General features: G+C 63.6%; 15 protein-coding genes and 1 pseudogene. 5 read left to right on the top strand and 11 right to left on the bottom strand.

The genetic code is table 11. From position 1 onward, the window contains the following. Nucleotides 1–126: 126 nt before the first annotated feature. The 8 genes from murB to V7787_RS33790 all read right to left on the bottom strand — a co-directional run bounded on the left by murB (nt 127) and on the right by V7787_RS33790 (nt 6,989). A complete protein-coding gene (murB, locus tag V7787_RS33825; RefSeq protein ID WP_064491352.1) occupies nt 127–1,146 on the bottom strand; it encodes a UDP-N-acetylmuramate dehydrogenase in 1,020 nt (339 codons plus the stop codon). After that, nucleotides 1,143–1,607, bottom strand: coding sequence for a low molecular weight protein-tyrosine-phosphatase (locus V7787_RS33820; protein ID WP_064491353.1), 465 nt, complete (start codon nt 1,605–1,607; stop codon nt 1,143–1,145). The genes murB and V7787_RS33820 overlap by 4 nt, the downstream gene beginning before the upstream one ends. Beyond that, entirely contained in the window at nt 1,607–2,371 is a 765-nt protein-coding gene (kdsB, locus tag V7787_RS33815) for a 3-deoxy-manno-octulosonate cytidylyltransferase (protein WP_003247143.1), read from the bottom strand. The genes V7787_RS33820 and kdsB overlap by 1 nt, the downstream gene beginning before the upstream one ends. Continuing rightward, on the bottom strand, nt 2,368–2,553 hold the full coding sequence (locus tag V7787_RS33810; protein WP_003247142.1) for a Trm112 family protein: 186 nt from the start codon (nt 2,551–2,553) through the stop codon (nt 2,368–2,370). The genes kdsB and V7787_RS33810 overlap by 4 nt, the downstream gene beginning before the upstream one ends. 44 nt (nt 2,554–2,597) lie before the next feature. Further along, nucleotides 2,598–3,599: a tetraacyldisaccharide 4'-kinase gene (gene lpxK / locus V7787_RS33805; protein ID WP_336091733.1), complete on the bottom strand. Its 1,002-nt coding sequence runs from the start codon at nt 3,597–3,599 to the stop codon at nt 2,598–2,600. Beyond that, entirely contained in the window at nt 3,599–4,033 is a 435-nt protein-coding gene (locus V7787_RS33800; RefSeq protein WP_010952926.1) for an ExbD/TolR family protein, read from the bottom strand. Before V7787_RS33800 ends, lpxK begins: the two co-directional genes overlap by 1 nt. Beyond that, complete coding sequence (locus tag V7787_RS33795; RefSeq protein ID WP_026031862.1) at nt 4,030–4,665, bottom strand: MotA/TolQ/ExbB proton channel family protein; 636 nt, start codon at nt 4,663–4,665, stop codon at nt 4,030–4,032. The genes V7787_RS33800 and V7787_RS33795 overlap by 4 nt, the downstream gene beginning before the upstream one ends. A 110-nt stretch (nt 4,666–4,775) precedes the next feature. Further along, nucleotides 4,776–6,989, bottom strand: coding sequence for a DNA internalization-related competence protein ComEC/Rec2 (locus V7787_RS33790; RefSeq protein WP_336091730.1), 2,214 nt, complete (start codon nt 6,987–6,989; stop codon nt 4,776–4,778). Nucleotides 6,990–7,131: 142 nt separating this feature from the next. Between V7787_RS33790 and V7787_RS33785 the strand changes: the two are divergent. Next, nucleotides 7,132–7,644: pseudogene (locus tag V7787_RS33785) on the top strand (DUF2062 domain-containing protein); the annotation flags it as partial. A 3-nt stretch (nt 7,645–7,647) separates the two neighbouring features. On the opposite strand, the gene V7787_RS33780 reads toward V7787_RS33785, so the two are convergent. From V7787_RS33780 to V7787_RS33770, 3 genes are all read right to left on the bottom strand, one after another. Then, nucleotides 7,648–8,427, bottom strand: coding sequence for an ABC transporter permease (locus V7787_RS33780; protein ID WP_003247128.1), 780 nt, complete (start codon nt 8,425–8,427; stop codon nt 7,648–7,650). Next, complete coding sequence (locus tag V7787_RS33775; protein WP_010952922.1) at nt 8,424–9,356, bottom strand: ABC transporter ATP-binding protein; 933 nt, start codon at nt 9,354–9,356, stop codon at nt 8,424–8,426. Before V7787_RS33775 ends, V7787_RS33780 begins: the two co-directional genes overlap by 4 nt. 133 nt (nt 9,357–9,489) lie before the next feature. Beyond that, nucleotides 9,490–10,113 (bottom strand): glutathione S-transferase, encoded by a 624-nt coding sequence (locus V7787_RS33770; protein WP_010952921.1) that lies wholly within the window; start codon nt 10,111–10,113, stop codon nt 9,490–9,492. A 404-nt stretch (nt 10,114–10,517) separates the two neighbouring features. On the opposite strand from V7787_RS33770, the gene V7787_RS33765 reads away from it, so the two are divergent. From V7787_RS33765 to V7787_RS33750, 4 genes are all read left to right on the top strand, one after another. After that, complete coding sequence (locus tag V7787_RS33765; protein WP_064491464.1) at nt 10,518–12,965, top strand: acyl-CoA dehydrogenase; 2,448 nt, start codon at nt 10,518–10,520, stop codon at nt 12,963–12,965. 79 nt (nt 12,966–13,044) lie between these two features. Next, nucleotides 13,045–13,455 (top strand): PA2817 family protein, encoded by a 411-nt coding sequence (locus tag V7787_RS33760; protein WP_064491463.1) that lies wholly within the window; start codon nt 13,045–13,047, stop codon nt 13,453–13,455. 188 nt (nt 13,456–13,643) lie between these two features. Beyond that, nucleotides 13,644–14,189 (top strand): fimbrial protein, encoded by a 546-nt coding sequence (locus tag V7787_RS33755; protein ID WP_064491462.1) that lies wholly within the window; start codon nt 13,644–13,646, stop codon nt 14,187–14,189. 61 nt (nt 14,190–14,250) lie between these two features. Next, entirely contained in the window at nt 14,251–14,988 is a 738-nt protein-coding gene (locus tag V7787_RS33750; protein ID WP_064491461.1) for a fimbrial biogenesis chaperone, read from the top strand. Nucleotides 14,989–14,991: the final 3 nt, after the last annotated feature.

Below are 14,991 nucleotides of genomic sequence, written 5' to 3'. Positions count from 1 at the left end.
GTGTAGGAGCGGGTTTACCCGCGAATACGGTAGCGGCGGCAACGGTGAACAGCAGGTGGAAATTGGCCACCAGGCCCGGCCCTTTCGCGGGTAAACCCGCTCCTACGGGGGTTCACAGCCGGCAAATCAGTAAAGATTAGGCTCCATCTCCAGCTCAACCCCAAACCGCTCGAAGATATCCGCCTGAATCTTGCGCGCCAGCGCATGCATCTGCGCCCCGCTCGCCTGGCCATAGTTGACCAGCACCAGCGACTGCAAGCGATGCACGCCAGCATCACCCTCACGATGGCCCTTCCAGCCCGCCTGCTCGATCAACCAGCCCGCCGCCAGTTTCACCTGGCCATCAGCCTGTGGGTATGCCACGACACCGGGATACTGCGCGCGAATACGCTCGACCAGATCAGCCGTTACCACCGGGTTCTTGAAGAAGCTCCCGGCATTGCCCAGCTCTGCCGGATCTGGCAGCTTCTCGCGGCGAATGCTGCAGATTGCATCACTGATCGCTTGCGCGGTCAGCTCGGTCACACCCCGCTCAGACAGGCGTTGGCGCACCGGGCCGTAATCCAGATGAGCGTGCAGGGTGCGGGTCAGGGCAAAGCGCACCCGCAGGATCAACCAGCGGCCAGGGTTGCGCTTGAAAAGGCTGTCGCGATAGGCGAAAGCGCATTCTGCCAAACCGAAGTCACGCAGCTCGCCCGTCTCACGGTCCAGGGCTGTCAGCCCGGCGAATACGTCCTTGATCTCCACCCCGTATGCGCCCACGTTCTGCATCGGCGCAGCACCGACGGTGCCGGGGATCAGGCTGAGGTTCTCCAACCCGCAATAGCCCTGCGCCAGCGCCCACTGCACAAACGCGTGCCACGGCTCACCGGCCTCGGCCTCGACCACGATACGCTCGCCATCGTCACTGAGCACACGCCGACCGCGGCTGGCCATGTGCAGCACCAGTGCATCGATATCGCGGGTCAGCAGCAGGTTGCTGCCACCCCCGATCACCAGTACCGGCAGGCCCCTTTGCTGTGCCTGGTCCAATGCCTGGCGCACCTGCTGGTCGTCCTGCACCTGACTGAAATAGCGCGCCTTCACGTCGATGCCGAAGGTATTGTAAGGCTTGAGCGATACCTGCTCCTGCCACTGCACTGTCATAGACGCCCCTTGATTTCCAGTACCAGCGCCTGGCAAGCCGCTTCCACCAGATCCAGCACCTGCTCGAAGCCGTCGGCGCCACCGTAGTACGGGTCTGGCACTTCATCCAGGGCTGCACCGTAGCGGCGCAGGAACAGGTCGAGTTCGCCCACTGCCGTGGACGGGCGCAAGGCCCGCAGATCGCGCAGGTTGTGCTCATCCATGGCCAACACCAGGTCGTATTCGGCGAAGTGCGATGCCTTGACCTGTTGGGCGCGTTGCTGCGACAGGTCGTAACCACGCGCCAGCGCCGCCTTGCAGGTGCGGCTGTCTGGCGCCTTGCCGACATGCCAATCGCCGGTGCCGGCAGAAGCCACCTGCACCTTGTCGGCGAGCCCGGCGGCCTGCAATTGATGGCGTAGCACGCCTTCGGCAGTGGGCGAGCGGCAGATGTTGCCCAGGCACACGAACAGGACGCGCATCAGGCCTCCAGCAAGCGCCGTACGCGCTCCAGATCCTCAGGGGTGTCGACACCCACGGCAGGCGCCTCGATGGCGTCCTCGATGTGAATGCGTACGCCGTGCCACAGGGCACGCAGCTGCTCCAGCGCTTCAGCCTGCTCGAGCCAGCATGGGCCCCAGCTGACGAAGTCGTGCAGGAAGCCGACACGGTAAGCGTACATGCCAATATGGCGGCGATATGGCACTCCTTCCGGCAGCACGTCGCGGGCCTTGGCGAAGGTATCGCGGGCCCAGGGCAGCGGCGCCCGGCTGAACGTCAGAGCCAGGCCGTTCTTGTCACTCACCACCTTGACCGCGTTAGGGTTGAACACGGTTTCCGGCTCATGGATAGGCTCGGCCAAGGTGGCGATGCCCGCTTCCGGATGCGCAGCCAGGTTGGCCGCCACCTGGTCGATGATCACCGGCGGGATCAGCGGCTCGTCGCCCTGCACGTTGACCACGATGGCGTCAGCCGGCAAGCCGAGGTACGCGGCCACTTCGGCCAGGCGGTCAGTGCCCGATTCATGATCGGCACGGGTCATCAGCACTTCGGCGCCGAAGGCCTGGCAGGCTTCAAGGATGCTGGTGTCGTCGGTGGCGATGACCACACGGCTGGCACCGCTCTTGCGGGCCTGCTCCCACACATGTTGCACCATCGGCTTGCCGGCAATCAGCAGCAGCGGTTTGCCTGGCAGGCGGGTGGAGCGCAGCCGGGCGGGGATTACTACCGTAAATTCCAGGCTCATTTGTCAAGACGCTCGTCGTCGGTCAGGGTGCGTGCCTCGCTTTCCAGCATGACCGGGATACCGTCGCGAATCGGGTAGGCCAGGCCAGCGCCTTTGCTGATCAGCTCGGTCTTGTCGGCGCTCAGCTTGAGCGGGCCCTTGGTGATCGGGCAGGCCAGGATATCGAGCAGTTTGGTGTCCATTGGAGGCTTCCTTTAGGCCAGGTGGCCGGAAATTGAAAACGGGCTCAGGGTTTGCGCAACAAGCGTTGCAGCTGGTTGTCGAACCAGGCGCTGAAAGCCGGCGTAGGCTGCGCTTCGACGGCCAGGTACCACCAGTCGTCAGCGGCAAAGGCCCGGCATTTCACCGCGTCCTTCTCGGTCATGACCAGCGGCAGTGGCGGGCTGAAAGCCAGGCTCCGGGCACTGAACTGCGCATGGTCGGCGAAGGGATGCGGCACCGGCTGCCAGTTTAGCCCCAGCAGGGTGTTGAAGAAACGTTGCGGGTTACCGATACCGGCCACCGCATGCAGGCGCTGGCCGGCGGGGAAATGGTCGAGCGCACGGCGCTCGCCACTGCGCACGTTGACCAGGGCGGATGGCTGCAGGCGGAAACCGAAACCATCGGTGCGGTCTTCGCTGGCGCCGTTGAACAGCACCGCGTCAGCCTCGCGCAAGCGGTCGGCCGGCTCACGCAAGGGCCCCGCCGGCAGGCAGCGGCCATTGCCCAGGCCGCGGGCAGCGTCGATCAGCACCAGTTCCAGGTCACGGGCCAGGCGGTAATGCTGCATACCGTCGTCGCACAGGATCAGGTCGAGGGGTTCGCTGGCCAGCAATGCCTGCACGGCACGGGAGCGATCCGGGTCGATCATCAGTGGCACGCCGGTGCGTTGCAAGATCAGCAGCGGCTCGTCGCCCGCCTGATCGGCCGCCTGATCGGCCTGCACCCGCCAGGGCAGCTGTGGAGGCTTGGCACCATAACCGCGGCTGACCACACCCACCTTCAGCCCCTGCTGGCGACAGTGTTCGATCAGCCAGAGGATCATCGGCGTCTTGCCGGTGCCACCGACGGTGATGTTGCCCACCACAATAACCGGTACCGGTGCCCGGTAGCTGGCACTGTCACCCCTTAGAAAACGCGCGCGCTTGCGCGTGACCACGCGGCGATACAAGGCCTCCAGCGGTCGCAGCAGCGCCAGCGCCGGGTGCCCGGCATACCAGGCAGCGAGCAAGCGGTCGGCGAACGCCATCAAGGCGTGCCCTGGGCCGCCTCGACGGTGGTCATGCGCAACTGGCTGAAACCGAGCTTGCCGGCAGCATCCATTGCGGTGACCACAGCCTGATGCGGGGTCTTGCCGTCGGCGCTGATGGCCAGCGGCAACTTGTTGTCTCCGCCCGACTCGCGCTCTATGGCCTCGCTCAGGGTGGCCAGGTCGCTTTTGGGTAGCAGGTGGTTGTTCACCGAATACACGCCTTCGGCGCTGATGGTGATTTCCACCAGCTTGCCCGGGTCGGCCGGCGCCGGCTCGGCGCTGGTAGCTTCGGGCAGCTCGACGCGAAGTTGCGTTTCGCGGGTGAAGGTGGTGGTAACCACGAAGAACAGCAGCAGGACGAACACCACGTCAATCAGCGACGCCAGGTTGATGTCGACGTTCTCCCGCTGGCGATTGCGCCGGAACTTCACGCCTTGCCTCCGGCCACTTCCACTTCACGGTCACCCTGGATCACTTCCACCAGCTTGATCGCCTCCTGCTCCATGCCGATGACCAGTTCATCGATGCGGCGCAGCAGGAAACGGTGGAAGAACACTGCCGGGATACCGACCATCAGGCCAGCCGCAGTGGTGACCAGGGCCTTGGAGATACCACTGGCCAGCACGGCGGCGTTGGCGGTCATCTGCGAGCCCATGAAGGCGCTGAAAATGTCGATCATGCCCAGCACGGTGCCCAGCAGGCCCAGCAGAGGCGCCATGGCGGCGATGGTGCCGAGGGTGCTGATGTAGCGCTCCAGTTCATGGATGACGCGCGAGGCGGCCTCCTCGATGCACTCTTTCATGATCTCCCGACCGTGACGCGAATTGGCCAGGCCCGCCGCGAGGATTTCACCCAGTGGCGAATCGGCACGCAGGGCCTTGAGCTTGTCACTGGTCAGTTGCTTGTCCTTGATCCACATCCATACCTGGCCCAGCAGGTGCGGCGGGGTGACGCGACTGGCGCGCAAGGTCCACAGGCGTTCGACGACGATAGCCATGGCAGCGATGGAGCTCAGAATGATCGGCAGCATCATCCAACCACCGGACTTGACCAATTCCCACACAATAAACGCCCCTTCGGAAAAAGGCCGCCACTCTACCATAGGCGCGCCGAGGGCTCATCTGCCGGAGGTCAGGGAATTGGGGTCTGGGCTGGCAGATGCCTGCCTCTGCCTCACTCCCCTCGAACCCGCCAGAACCGCCGCTGCCCCCTAACCCCCTCGACTACCCCATGCCGCCCCAGCACCAACCGCAATGCCCCCTCCACCGCCGTATCATGCATCACCACCCCATGCCGCCCATACCGTTCGACCACCTGCACGTGCGGGTGCCCGAAGCTGTTGTTGCGCCCCCGCGAAATCAATACCCCGCGCGGTGCGGTAGCCCGGACGAACGCCTCGGTGGACGAGCTGCGGCTGCCATGATGCGGCGCCTGCAGCCAGTCGATACGCGGCATTTCAGTGTCCGCCAGCCAGGCCCTTTCGGCAGCAGCTTCCATATCCCCCGCCAGCAGCAAGCGCTCGCCCTGCGCCTCGACCAACAACACACAGGAACGGTCATTACTGCTCTGCCCGTCCACCCAGCGCCACAGCGAAAAACGCACGCCATCCCAATCCCATTGCTCGCCACTGGCACAAGGCTGCAACGGAACATCAACCAGCGCTTCCCCACCGATTATCCGCTTGATCGGCAAACCACGCGCAATGGCCACGGCCCCGCCCGCATGATCGGCATGTGCATGGCTGATCACCATCACGTCAAGGCCGCCCACCCCCAGCTTGCGCAAGGTTGGCAACACCACGCGTTCCCCCAAGTCGCTTTCCCCCCTGGCCGGCCCGGCATCGTAGAGCAGGCTGTGATGCCGCGTACGCAAGAGCACCGCCAGCCCCTGGCCGACATCCAGCTGCCAGACCTCGACCTGGCCGAACGGCACCGGCTCCCGGGGCACCCACAGCGCCAGCAGCATCACCCCTCCCAACCCGCGCAGCGGCACACCACGGGGCAGTAAAACCAACAGCGCACCCAGACATACCAGCAGCCAAGCCCACAACGGCAGGGCCGCCGGAACCCATGCCGGACGCTGCTGCGCCACCAGCGCCAGCCCGCGGAACAGCACATCCAGCAGGCCACCTGCCAGCCAGAGCAACGCCTCGCCAACGCCCGCCAGCGGCAACATCAGCGTGCCCAGCAACGCCAACGGCAAGACCGCCAGGCTGACCCACGGCACCGCCACAAGGTTGGCCAGCGGCGCACTGAGGCTCACCGGCAAGCCCGTGGCCAGCAACACCGGCAGCAAGCCGACAGCGATCACCCATTGCGCTCGTGTCCAGGCCTGCCAGGGCCGCCAACCACCCAACCGGGCACTGAAGCAGTAGATGAGCGTGGCCACGGCGGCGAACGACAGCCAGAACCCAGGCAGCAACGCCGCCAGTGGCTCGAAGACAAGCACGGCGACCAGTGCAACCAGCAACGGAAAAAAAGCGCCAAGGTGGCGAAAGCGCAGACGCCAGAGCAACACCACGGCCAGCATCAGGCAGGCCCGCTGCACTGGCACCCCACCGCCAGCCAGCCACCCGTAGGCCAGCGCTGCGGCCATGGCCAGGCCGCAGGCCCAGGGCAACCACGGTAGCCTTGCCGGCCATAGCCCCCAACGCGCCAGCCCGGCGACCAGGCCATAGAGCAAACCGGCGACCAGGCCGATGTGCTGGCCGGAAATCACCAGCAGGTGCACCGTGCCGGTGGCCTGCAACGTCTGCCAGTCCTCCCGGGCCAGGCCCGCACCATCGCCAAGCACCAGGGCCACCAGCGCTGCCTGTCGGCCATTGGCTTCGACCATCAGCAAGCGCTGACGCAGTGCATCGCGCCAACCACCGGCGACTGGCGCCAGCAACTGCCCCGCCTTGACCGTACCCGTCGCGCCCACCCGTCGCGCCAGCAACTGCGCTTCACGGTCGGGCCCATGCGGGTTCAGCAGCCCGTCCGGGCGCTGCAAGGTCACGGCCAGCCGCCACTGCTCGCCCGCCCGCAGCGGCGGGCCGTCAAACCAGCTCAGTTGCAGGCGCTGAGGCAGTTCGGCCCGCCGCGAGCGTGGCGCTTCCAGCTCGAAACGCACACCGTGTGCAGTGCGGGCCGGCAAACCCGCCACCCGCCCCTCCAGCCACAAGGTGCGACCCTCCAGGCCGGCAGCCAGACGATCATCAAGGGCCTGCTGAGCAGACCCGCACGCCCAACACAAGCCCAGCAGAAACCAACCCAACGGCCATACGCGGGTAAACAGGCTGCCGACAGCGCAGGCTGTCAGGGTTATCAACCATCCGACCGATGGCAATGCGGGCAGAAAGCCCAGGCACAACAGCCCGAGCGCGAGCGCAAACATCCCTGTGCGCATGAGGTAGAGCTCCAGAAGGCGAATCACCTCCTGAGGCATAGCCCAATTGCCGGCAACGCTTGCTCAACAATTGTCACAAACTCTAAACGAGTCGGAGCAGGATTAAGGGCATACTGCCAGGGTCAACGCTCCGGGAGCCTACATGCCGCGCCGACTTTTCAAACGCTACATGCCGGACCCGACCAGCATTCGGGAACACAAATCCTTACGCTTTTTCGGCAAGTTGCTGCACGATCCCAACCTCTGGCACCTGAACCGCCATTCGGTGGCCAGAGCCATGGGTGTGGGCCTGTTCGCGGCGCTTATTCCCATCCCGATGCAGATGCTGCTGGCGGCGGCCCTGGCGATCCCGGTGCGCGGCAACCTGCCGGTCGCCGTCAGCCTGGTGTGGCTGACCAACCCGTTGACCATGCCGCCGGTGTTCTTCGTCACCTACATGACCGGTGCCTGGCTGATGCAGGTACCGCCGCGCACCCTGCCCGACGAGCTGACCTTCCAGTGGATCACCGACCAGCTGTCGACGCTGTGGCAACCCTTCCTGCTCGGCTCGGTGGTGTGCGGCGTGGTGCTGGGCATCCTTGCCTACTTCTCCACCATGTTCTACTGGCGCTGGTGGGTGGGCCGGCAGTGGCGTCGTCGCCAATGCCGGTGCAGGGCTTCAGGCACGCATGCCGCGGCCGCTGACCAGCAAGCGAACGCAAACAACGTAGAGCACCGCAGTGGCCACCAGCATGAAGGTGATCGCCGTGCCAATGCTGATATCCGACACCCCTAGAATGCCGTAGCGGAACGAGTTGACCATGTGCAGCACCGGGTTGGCTAACGACACGGTCTGCCAGAACGGCGGCAGCAGGTTGATCGAGTAGAACACGCCGCCCAGGTAGGTCAGCGGCGTCAGCACGAAGGTCGGGATGATCGAGATGTCGTCGAAGTTGCGCGCGAACACTGCGTTGACGAAGCCAAGCAGCGAAAAGATGGTGGCTGTCAGCAGCACCACCACCACGGTCACGCCCAGGTGGTGCACCTGCAGGTCGGTGAAGAACATCGACAGGATGGTCACGATCACACCCACCGCCAAACCACGCAGCACCCCACCCAGCACATAGCCGACGAGAATGGTGTGCGGCGACACCGGCGACACCATCAGTTCTTCGATCGAGCGCTGGAACTTGCTGCCGAAAAAGCTCGACACCACGTTGCCGTAGGAGTTGGTGATCACCGACATCATGATCAGCCCCGGCACGATGTACTGCATGTAGGTGAAGCCACCCATGTCGCCGATCTGCCGGCCAATCAGGTTACCGAAGATGACGAAGTACAGGACCATGGTGATCGCTGGCGGCAGCAACGTCTGCGGCCAGATGCGCAGGAAGCGCCGCACTTCGCGGTAGACGATGGTGTTCAGGGCGACCCAGTTGGTGCGCAGTTCCACACTCATACGGCCACCTTCGACAGGTTTTTTTCCACCAGGGACACGAACAGCTCCTCGAGTCGGTTGGTCTTGTTGCGCAGGCTCTGTACCTCGATGTTCTGCAGCGCCAGCTGGCCGAACAGTGCGGTGATGCCGATGTCCTTCTCCACCTGCACTTCCAGGGTATGCGGGGTCAGCAGTCGGCACGGGTAGCCCTGCAGTACCGGCGCGGCGGCCAGGTCCTGCTTGAGGTCGAGCACGAAGGTTTCGACATGCAGCTTGCCCAGCAACTGGCGCATGCTGGTGTTCTCGACGATGGTGCCATGGTCGATGATGCCGATGTTACGGCACAGCTGCTCAGCCTCTTCCAGGTAGTGGGTGGTGAGGATGATGGTGATGCCCTTCTGGTTCAGCTCGGTGAGGAAGCTCCACATCGAGCGGCGCAGCTCGATATCCACCCCGGCGGTGGGTTCGTCCAGGATCAGCAGGCGCGGTTCGTGGATCAATGCGCGGGCAATCATCAGGCGCCGCTTCATGCCGCCGGACAACGAACGCGACTGCACATCACGTTTGTCCCACAGGCCCAGCTGGGTCAGGTACTGCTCGGCGCGCTCCTTGGCCAGCTTGGGCGGGATGCCGTAGTACCCGGCCTGGGTCACGACGATGTCGAAGGTCTTTTCGAACTGGTTGAAGTTGAACTCTTGCGGCACCACGCCCAGGCAACGCTTGAGCGCGGAGGGCTCGCGGTCCAGGTCGTGACCGAACACGTTCACTGTGCCGCTGGTCTTGTTCACCAGGGTCGAGAGAATGCCAATGGTGGTGGATTTGCCGGCGCCGTTGGGGCCGAGCAAGGCGAAGAAGTCGCCTTCGGCAACATCAAGGTCGATGCCTTTGAGGGCCTGAAAGCCATTGCCGTAGGTCTTGGTCAGCTGTCGGATGGACAGGGCGGAACTCATAGCGGGTCACTTACCGAAGAAAAAGGTGCAGGACACGCCAGGTAAAGTCACTGGCGCAGTGAGTGCAGCCATGGTGCAAGGCCAGGCTGCACAAGTACAGTCACATCTATTGATAATGACTATCGAAGCGGGTTCAAGTGAGCGCGGTCATCACGGCGGCCTGGTAGGCCGGGCGTTGCTTCAGGCGTTCATACCAGGCTTGAAGGTGGTACATGTCCGGGCGCTCGATGGGCAGTTCGAACCAGGCATAGATGAAGCTACCCAGTGGGATGTCGCCCATGCCGATCTGGTCACCGGACAGGTATGGCTGACTGGCCAGGGTTTCGTCGGCAATGGCCAGCAATTGCGCGCACTGCTTGTGCGCGGCGTTGATCGCCACCCAGTCGCGCTGGTCTTCCGGCGTGCGCAGCAGGCCCCAGAACAGGGGCCGGAATGGGGTAGCGAAGGACGATGTGGTCCAGTCCATCCATTTGTCGGCCAGGGCGCGCTGGCGTGGGTCTGCCAGATACCAGCCCTGCTCCGTACCGTACTCCGCGCACAGGTAGCGGACGATGGTGTTGGATTCCCACAAGGTCAGGTCGCCGTCTTCGAGCATCGGCACCAGGCCGTTGGGGTTGCGGGCGCGGTAGTGCGGCTCGTTGACCACGCCGAAGGCGCCGCCGGCGTCGATGGATTCGAAGTCCAGGCCCAGCTCGTGGGCGATCCACAGCGCCTTGCGCACATTGCTCGAATTCTTGCGGCCCCAGATCTTCAGCATGGCAACATCCTTTTGAGTGCGGAGGTGGCACAGTCTACTCCAGACCTTCGCCGCCTGTACGGGCCTCTTCGCGGGCAAGCCGCCCCTACATCGCTCTGTAATGTTGCCACATACCGTCGTAGGAGCGGGTTCACCCGCGAAAGGGCCGGACCTGCCAGCCAATATCCCAGATCATTCACCGTCGCAGCACCATCGCATTCGCGGGCAAGCCCGCTCCCACATCGATCGGGGGCTCGCCACACCGTCGTAGGAGCGGGTTTACCCGCGAAGAGGCCGGTACAAGCGAACAAATGAACTGAAACTCCCCCCGCCACACCCTGTCACTGTTCTGAACATGCCGTTCACAGCATTGCGTCTAAGCTGTCTGGAATGGCTCAAGCCCTTGGTTCCAAGGAGGACCGATTATGTTGCTGTTGTGGTTGGTGGTGCTGGTGATCGGCGCGGCGTACCTCACGCACCGGCGCCTGGCGCCCTTGCAGATTCTCGGCATCGTGGCGGCCTATGTGCTGTTGATGGGCATTTTCAGCAGTGCCCCCGGCTGGCTGCTGGCGCTGATCTGGGTGGTGCTGGCCCTGAAGATCGCCCTGGTTGCGCTCCCGCAGTGGCGACGCAAAGTCTTTACCGCCCCGGTATTCCGCTGGTTCCAGCGCACTCTGCCACCCATGTCGCAGACCGAGCGCGAAGCCATCGACGCCGGCACCGTGTGGTGGGACGGCGAACTGTTCAGTGGCCGCCCCGACTGGCGGACTTTGCTGGCCTACCCGGCACCAAAGCTGACTGAAGAAGAGCAAGCCTTCATCGATGGCCCTACCGAAGCGCTGTGCGCCATGGTCAGCGACTGGCAGATCGGCCAGGACCTGGACCTGCCGCCCGAAGCCTGGGCACATATCAAGCAGCATGGCTTTTTCGCCTTGATCATCCCCAAGGAATACGGCGGCAAGGGCTTCTCCGCCTACGCCCACTCCCAGGTGGCGATGAAGCTGGCCACCCGCAGCGGTGACCTGGCCTCCACAGTGATGGTGCCCAACTCCCTGGGCCCTGCCGAACTGCTGCTGCACTACGGCACCGACGAACAACGCAATCACTACCTGCCGCGCCTGGCCCGAGGCGAGGAAATCCCCTGCTTCGCTCTCACCGGCCCACTGGCCGGCTCCGACGCTGGCGCCATGCCCGACACCGGCATCATCTGCAAAGGCCAGTGGCAAGGCGAAGAAGTGATCGGCCTGCGCCTGAACTGGGAAAAGCGCTACATCACCCTCGGCCCAGTCGCCACCCTGCTGGGCCTGGCATTCAAGGCCTACGACCCGGACCACCTGCTGGGCGATGAGGAAGAACTAGGCATCAGCCTGGCACTGATCCCCACCGATACCCCCGGGGTGGAAATCGGTAAACGCCACCTGCCACTGGGCGCCGCGTTCATGAATGGCCCCAACAGCGGCAAGGACGTGTTCGTCCCCCTGGACTTCCTCATTGGCGGCCAAGCCATGCTCGGCAAAGGCTGGATGATGCTGATGAACTGCCTGTCGGTAGGTCGCTCCATCTCACTGCCTGCCGTGGGTACAGGGGCCGCCAAGTACACCAGCCTGGTGACCGGCCAGTACGCCAATATCCGCGAGCAGTTCAACGTGCCACTGGCAGCCTTCGAAGGTATCCAGGAATCACTGGCACGCATCGGTGGCAACGCCTGGCTGATGGACAGTGCCCGCCTGCTGACCGCCAAGGCCGTGGACCTGGGCGAGAAACCCTCGGTGCTGTCGGCGATACTCAAGTACCACCTCACCGAGCGTGGCCGCGAATGCATCCAGCACGCCATGGACGTGCACGGTGGCAAGGGCATCATCATGGGCCCGAACAACTACCTGGGCCGCAACTGGCAAGGGGCGCCGATCTTCATCACGGTCGAAGGCGCCAACATCCTTTCGCGCAACCTGATGATCTTCGGCCAGGGCGCCATTCGCTGCCATCCGTTCGTGCTCAAGGAAATGGCATTGGCCGGGCGTGAAGACCACGATCAGGCGCTTCAGGAATTCGATGACCTGCTGATGAAACACATCCTGTTCGCCGCCGGCAATGCGGCCAGCACTTTGGTGTTCAACCTGGGGCTGGGGCTTTTCGAGAAAGTACCGGGGGACACGCTGAGCCAAGGCTACTTCCGGGCCCTCAACCGCCAGGCCGCCGCCTTTGCCCTGCTGGCCGACCTGTCGATGATGCTGCTGGGCGGGGCGCTCAAGCGCCGGGAGCGCCTGAGTGCGCGGCTGGGCGATGTACTCAGCTACCTGTACCTGTCCAGTGCCGCACTCAAGCGCTACCACGATCTCGGTTCGCCCGAGCACATGCAGCCCCTGCTGCGCTGGGCCATGGAAGAAAGCCTGGGCCAGGCGGAGCACGCCCTGGACCGGTTGCTCGACAACTTCCCCAACCGCTTCGTCGGCTGCGCGCTACGGGTGCTGGTGTTCCCCTTCGGCCGCCGTCACACCGGGCCGAGCGATGAACTGGACGCCGAGGTAGCAGCGCTGATCGGACGCAGCAAAGGCGACCCTGCGCTGGAAGAGCTGCTTGCCGGTTGCTTCAGGCCGCAAGCCGACGGCGACCCGGTGGCAGCCCTGCAACGGGCCTGCGACCTGCTGGAGGCGTCGACGCCGCTGCACAACGCGCTGCATCAGGCAATCAAGGAAGGCAAGGTACGACCGGCGCCCGGGCAGTCGGTGATCGATGCGGCAGTCGACAGTGGTGTACTTCAGCCTGATCAGGCGCAACGCCTGCATGCAGCCGAGCAAGCGCGCCGTGCGGTGATCGACGTGGATGCCTTCGACAAGGCACAGCTGCTGCCGGAGCAAGGCAAGATACGCTGAAACAGGGGCCGTTTTGCGGCCCCTTCCCCAACCGGCGTATACTCCGCGCCCCGTTTCAACCACCTCGAGGACCACCCCAATGGCTAACCCCCACCTGGAATATCACCTGCAACTGCTGAACCACCTGCGCACCATATTGGTGGCCCTGGGTGAAGCCGAGCAGGTGCCGGAGGAAAGCCACGCCCTGTTCCTCGAACGCTTCGACGAACTGCTGACCCTGCTGCCGCAAAACCCACTGGAAAGCCAATACCTGGGCCAGGACCTGATATGCCAGGTGATTCAGCGCTACCCGCAAATCGCCCACTTGGTGCCACGGGACCTGCTGTGGTTCTTCGGGGGCGACTGCCTGCACTACATGCCCGATGAAGAACTGTCCGTTTACCAGCAACTGGAGGAGCGCCGCTACGAGGCAGAGCAGAATGACGAACCCTTCGACTGGCATGCTGAAAAACAGCTATTGAGCCCAACCGGCCCAGCCTCCCGTCACTGATCTTTCCATGCACCCGGCGCTCTAGCCGGGTGCTTGTCGACATTTCAACACGCTGGTCGCACTCCGCCCTACATCCGCTTCGCCCCCCCGCCCGTACGCTGTCGCTCGTTTCAAGGATGCCCTGGCAACCCTGAGACGCTGCGTGCCTTTCACGCAGCCAGCCAACCTATCAACGTACGGATTGAACCATGAACAAGATCTTCATGACGCTAGCCTTGGGCCTGGCAAGTACCACGGCTTTTGCCGATGAAAGGGGCCAAATCCTTTTCAAAGGGCATATCAACGGCGGCGGTACTTGCCCGATCGAGATTGTCATACCGGGCTCGGGCGCAATTGGCGCCGTTGAGCTTGGAAACTACGCGGTCAAATACTTCGACACCAACACCGTCACCCCCGACATCCCATTCGCGTTACGCGTTGATGCAGATGTAGGCAGCTGCAATATTCCAAATCCTTACAAAAGCCAAGTCACATTCAACTCTCACCACGGCGATGCAGGCCCGGGAAATGCTCACTATGCCATTCGCAGCGGCGGTGGATTAGCGCAGGGCCTGGCGTTGACCATCAAGGATGATACGTTCACAAATATCGCTCCGCGAACGCCATCCAAGGACTACGACATTGCATCCACAGGCGTAACGGACCTCAAGTTCTACGCTTCGTACTTGAAGACCGGCACAGTGACCGATGGTGATGCCAACGCAGATGTGAACTTCAGTATCACGCTGCCTTGATGCCCTGCCAGGTGCCTTCGCGCACCTGGATCCCACTGTCACTCAAAATCGGTCATTTTCCATGCTCCCCGTCACCCGCACTTCGACGATGCTGGGCGGTTGCCTGCTGCTTCTGGCCAGCTTGCTGAACAGCGCCCAGGCCGCCCTTACCATCAGCAGCACGCGCATCATCTACGAAAGCAGTCAGCGCAGCGCTTCGGTGGTAGTTGCCAACCCCAGCCAACGCCCCTTCGCCGCCCAGACCTGGGTCAATACCCAGGCCGATGACACCACCACGGCCGTACCGCTCATGACCGCCCCGGCCTTGTTCAGGCTGGCTGCAGGCAAGGACCAGTCGGTTCAGATCAGCGGCCTGCCAAACGACCTGCCCCAGGACCGCGAATCGTTGTTCTTTTTCAACCTGCAAGAAATTCCCCAGGCCATCGACGGTAAACAGAACACCCTGAACATTGCCCTGCGCACGCGGATTAAATTGTTCTACCGCCCGACGCAGGTTCAAGGTAATCCGGTGCACAGGCTCAAGGAGCTACGCCTGGTCAGAACCCTGCGCGACGGCCGCCCACACCTGACTTTGCACAACCCCACGCCCTATCACTACACCTTCAACCGGCTGGACCTGGTCAAGGGCAAGCAACAGGAAGCCCTGCCGGGTGTAGACATGGTGCCCCCCATGTCCGAGCTCAGCTACCTGCTGCCACCCAGTCTGGAAGGCCCTGGCTTGCAGGCCATCGTAGCGGTGATCAATGACTACGGCGGCATCAGCAAACCGCTGACGCTTCCGGTGCACGACACCCCCTGACCT

It is taken from the genome of Pseudomonas sp. CGJS7 (genome assembly GCF_036961695.1).
This window is presented reverse-complemented; position numbering and strand designations above follow the sequence as displayed.

What these genes read in the sequence shown, in the direction of transcription:
- V7787_RS33755 (WP_064491462.1), top strand. Translation starts at nt 13,644, where the DNA reads ATGAACAAGATCTTCATGACGCTAGCCTTGGGCCTGGCAAGTACCACG.
- V7787_RS33820 (WP_064491353.1), bottom strand. Translation starts at nt 1,607, where the DNA reads ATGCGCGTCCTGTTCGTGTGCCTGGGCAACATCTGCCGCTCGCCCACT.
- V7787_RS33775 (WP_010952922.1), bottom strand. Translation starts at nt 9,356, where the DNA reads ATGAGTTCCGCCCTGTCCATCCGACAGCTGACCAAGACCTACGGCAAT.
- kdsB (WP_003247143.1), bottom strand. Translation starts at nt 2,371, where the DNA reads ATGAGCCTGGAATTTACGGTAGTAATCCCCGCCCGGCTGCGCTCCACC.
- V7787_RS33780 (WP_003247128.1), bottom strand. Translation starts at nt 8,427, where the DNA reads ATGAGTGTGGAACTGCGCACCAACTGGGTCGCCCTGAACACCATCGTC.
- V7787_RS33765 (WP_064491464.1), top strand. Translation starts at nt 10,518, where the DNA reads ATGTTGCTGTTGTGGTTGGTGGTGCTGGTGATCGGCGCGGCGTACCTC.
- V7787_RS33750 (WP_064491461.1), top strand. Translation starts at nt 14,251, where the DNA reads ATGCTCCCCGTCACCCGCACTTCGACGATGCTGGGCGGTTGCCTGCTG.
- V7787_RS33810 (WP_003247142.1), bottom strand. Translation starts at nt 2,553, where the DNA reads ATGGACACCAAACTGCTCGATATCCTGGCCTGCCCGATCACCAAGGGC.
- V7787_RS33760 (WP_064491463.1), top strand. Translation starts at nt 13,045, where the DNA reads ATGGCTAACCCCCACCTGGAATATCACCTGCAACTGCTGAACCACCTG.
- lpxK (WP_336091733.1), bottom strand. Translation starts at nt 3,599, where the DNA reads ATGGCGTTCGCCGACCGCTTGCTCGCTGCCTGGTATGCCGGGCACCCG.
- murB (WP_064491352.1), bottom strand. Translation starts at nt 1,146, where the DNA reads ATGACAGTGCAGTGGCAGGAGCAGGTATCGCTCAAGCCTTACAATACC.
- V7787_RS33790 (WP_336091730.1), bottom strand. Translation starts at nt 6,989, where the DNA reads ATGCGCACAGGGATGTTTGCGCTCGCGCTCGGGCTGTTGTGCCTGGGC.
- V7787_RS33770 (WP_010952921.1), bottom strand. Translation starts at nt 10,113, where the DNA reads ATGCTGAAGATCTGGGGCCGCAAGAATTCGAGCAATGTGCGCAAGGCG.